Origin of the sequence: Leucobacter soli (assembly GCF_042659205.1) — a bacterium.
GTDB lineage: Bacteria > Actinomycetota > Actinomycetes > Actinomycetales > Microbacteriaceae > Leucobacter > Leucobacter soli.
The window spans coordinates 1-2901 of sequence record NZ_JBHSRW010000264.1 but is presented as its reverse complement, the minus strand read 5'-3'; the positions used below and the strand labels follow the sequence as shown (position 1 = coordinate 2901).

General features: G+C 65.6%; 4 protein-coding genes and 1 riboswitch. Of the genes, 3 read left to right on the top strand and 1 reads right to left on the bottom strand.

The window, feature by feature from the left end:
* Positions 1–119: 119 nt before the first annotated feature.
* Positions 120–183, top strand: a riboswitch (guanidine-III (ykkC-III) riboswitch).
* Between the two features lie 10 nt (positions 184–193).
* From ACFPZL_RS11885 to ACFPZL_RS11875, 3 genes are all read left to right on the top strand, one after another.
* Positions 194–523: a DMT family transporter gene (locus ACFPZL_RS11885; protein ID WP_268912070.1), complete on the top strand. Its 330-nt coding sequence runs from the start codon at positions 194–196 to the stop codon at positions 521–523.
* A 199-nt stretch (positions 524–722) separates the two neighbouring features.
* Positions 723–1529, top strand: a complete 807-nt coding sequence (locus ACFPZL_RS11880; protein WP_218116022.1) for a hypothetical protein — start codon at positions 723–725, stop codon at positions 1527–1529.
* Between the two features lie 167 nt (positions 1530–1696).
* Positions 1697–2473 carry a hypothetical protein gene (locus ACFPZL_RS11875; protein WP_218116021.1) on the top strand — a complete coding sequence of 259 codons (777 nt, stop codon included), beginning with the start codon at positions 1697–1699 and terminating at the stop codon, positions 2471–2473.
* 143 nt (positions 2474–2616) lie between these two features.
* Here the strand turns inward: ACFPZL_RS11875 and ACFPZL_RS11870 are convergent.
* A partial coding sequence (locus ACFPZL_RS11870) for a dTMP kinase (protein ID WP_382335557.1) occupies positions 2617–2901 on the bottom strand: 285 nt, incomplete at its 5' end.

Here is a 2901-nt window from a genome sequence, read left to right as displayed (position 1 = left end):
GCGCCACCCTGCCCCAGCGCTTCGGCGCGGTGGTCGGCGGCGACGCGTAGCCTCGGCACACCGCCGCGGCGCATGAAGCGGCGGTGCATGCGCCTCGCGCGGCGATGTGAGAGGCTTGAGCGGAGCCCGCGACCGGGCTCCGGGACGATGGTCAAGTACCCCGCCAGGACAAGACTTGCCGCAGGAGGCAGTCGTGCTCGCATGGATCGTACTCATCATCTCGGGCATGTTCGAGGCCGTCTGGGCGACGGCGCTGGGCAAGTCCGAAGGGTTCTCGAAGCTCTGGCCGTCGGTCGTGTTCGTCGGGGGCCTGATCGTGAGCATGGCCGGTCTCGCCTTCGCACTGCGCGAGATCCCCACCGGCACCGGCTACGCGGTCTGGGTCGGGGTCGGCGCCGCGCTGACCGTGATCTACGCGATGGTCACCGGGGACGAGCCGGTCAGCCTGCTCAAGACGCTGCTGATCATCGGGCTCGTCGGCTGCATCGTCGGCCTGAAGCTGGTGAGCGACGCCGAGCACTGAAGTCCCGCACCGAGGCCGAGCGCCGAGGCGGGTTCGTCTCGCCTCGGCGCCGAGACGTCCAGGTCCCGACGAGCACCCGGCCGGTTCAAAACGGCGTAACTTCGAGCCGGCCGAACACCCACTGGGTTCAATGAACTCTCAGCTTTCGGGTAGGATCCTCTGCGGGGGAGTATCCGACAAGTGAGGAATACAGACAGTCATGCAGAAACTGAAGAGGTTCGGGCTCGGTAGCCTGGCCGCCGCCGGCAGCGCCGCGCTCGTGCTGGGCCTGACCAGCGCCCCCGCGATGGCCGCGGGTTCGTTCGACACGACGAAGCCGCAGGTCAAGATCTCGTCGAAGATCACCCTGCCGAAGACGAGCAGCAAGAAGGTGAAATTCACCACCACGATCACCGGCCCCGCCGGAACCCATACCTACCGCTTCTCCGACGCGAGTTTCGCGGGCCCGAAGACGAAACTGATCAGTCGGAACAAGAAGATCAAGAAGAGCTACGTCGAGGACACCTTCAGCGTGTACCCGGACGACTACTCGTCGACGCTGGCTCCGGGAACCTACGGCTTCACCGGGAACATCTACTCGAACATCACGACGCCGGGCAAGTACCGCGTCTATGTTCCGGTGACGCAGAGGGCCGCGGGCACCTACACCGACCTCAAGACCCAGACGGGGACGAAGGACGTCATCCTCCGCGCGAACACGGGCTACTCGAAGTCGCAGACCACGGCGCCGAGCAGCGGCTACCTCGGCCGCACCTGGAACGTGAAGGTGCAGGCCCCGTACTACCAGGTCGGCGCGAAGGTGTCGATCTACGCGAAGCTCAAGGGCAAGAAGAAGTACAAGAAGGTCAGCAGCTGGAAGACCCTGAAGAGCGGCAACCAGTTCCGTTCGAAGGCCACGGTGAAGCTCTCCAAGAAGTACACCAAGAAGGGCACGCGCTACTACGTGAAGGTCAAGTCGGCTCCGTACGCCTCCGGGTACAACGGTCCGGTCTACAAGATCAAGTAACACCCTCTCGCCGCGAGCCACCGGCTCGCGCGACGGCTCCCACGAACGGGGCCGCTGCTTCGGCAGCGGCCCCGTTCGTCGTCCACCCTGGCGTGCACGGCTGCTCGCGGGTATGATCCTGCCTCAAGCAAGTGAACCGTCTATTCGACGATGGTCGGGGGATCAGCATGGGGAACACGAAGAAGCTGGGGGCCGCATCGCTCGCGGCGATCGCGACGATGGCGTTGACGCTCGGCTCGGTCGGGCCGGCGCTGGCTGCGGATGAGGCCGATCTGGGCACGCCGAAGATCTCGGGGCTGGCGACCGTCAAGGTCCCGAAGTCGAGCGGAAAGTCGACCTTCGCCGTCCGCTTCAGCGGAGGATCCTCGACCGCCTACAGCTACCGCGCGACGACGGAGACCGAGCATCTCCATTCGATCCAGAAGATCAACGTGATCCGCACGTTCGCGGAGCCTCCCGCGAAGCTCAAAGCCAATGCGAAGAACACCTTCACTATCAAGACGAACCAGCGGAACAGTCCGGGCAAGTACCGGCTCACCGTGACGGTCTTCCAATCCGTCACCGGGGCGTCCGGGAAGACCGCGAGCACGTCGAAGGTGTACACCGTCCGCGCGAACACGAGCGTCTCGAGAAAGAACACCTCGATCGGCGGTTCGGGGAAGGCGAAGAAGGCGTACACAGCCTACGTCTCAGCGCCGGCGTATCAGGCCGGCGGCAAGGTGACGCTGTACTTCAAGGCGACGGGTGCGAAGAAGTGGAAGAAGGTCGGCACCGGCAAGCTGAAGCACGACCGGTACTGGGGTACCTCGTCGAATGCCAAAGTCAAGATCGGGAAGAAGCACAACGTCGCGGGCAAGGGCGGCAAGCTCTACGCGAAGATCGGCTCGGTGAAGTACGCGTCGAGCTACAAGAGCAAGAGCGTCAAGGTGAAGAAGGTCGGCTGACCAGGGCCTGCGCCGGGCACGCGCTGTCGCGAGCTCCGGGCAGGTGCTGTCGCACAGCCGTGTCGATCCGTGTCGATCCGTGTTCGGTGTGTGTCAGCCGTATTCCGTGCGCGTCTGCCGTTCTCAGTGCGCGCTTGCGTGCCTCAGCCGAGCAGCGGTTCGACTCGCGCGGCGATCGCGGCGTGCAGTTCCTCGATCGGAAGGGCGGCGTCGAGGACGAGGAAGCGCTCGGGCTCCGCGTTCGCGAGTGCGAGGAACCCGTCGCGCACCCGCCGGTGGAACTCGGCCGCTTCGCGCTCCAACCGATCGGCGGCGGCTCCTGCGGCTGACCGGCGCTCGGCGGCGAGCTCGGGACTGACATCGAGCAGCACGGTCAGCGCGGGCCAGAGGCCGCCGCTCGCCCACTCGCTGAGGCCGCGGACTTCGGC

Coding starts and splice junctions, on each gene's coding strand:
- ACFPZL_RS11880 (WP_218116022.1), top strand. CDS start 723: ATGCAGAAACTGAAGAGGTTCGGGCTCGGTAGCCTGGCCGCCGCCGGC.
- ACFPZL_RS11875 (WP_218116021.1), top strand. CDS start 1,697: ATGGGGAACACGAAGAAGCTGGGGGCCGCATCGCTCGCGGCGATCGCG.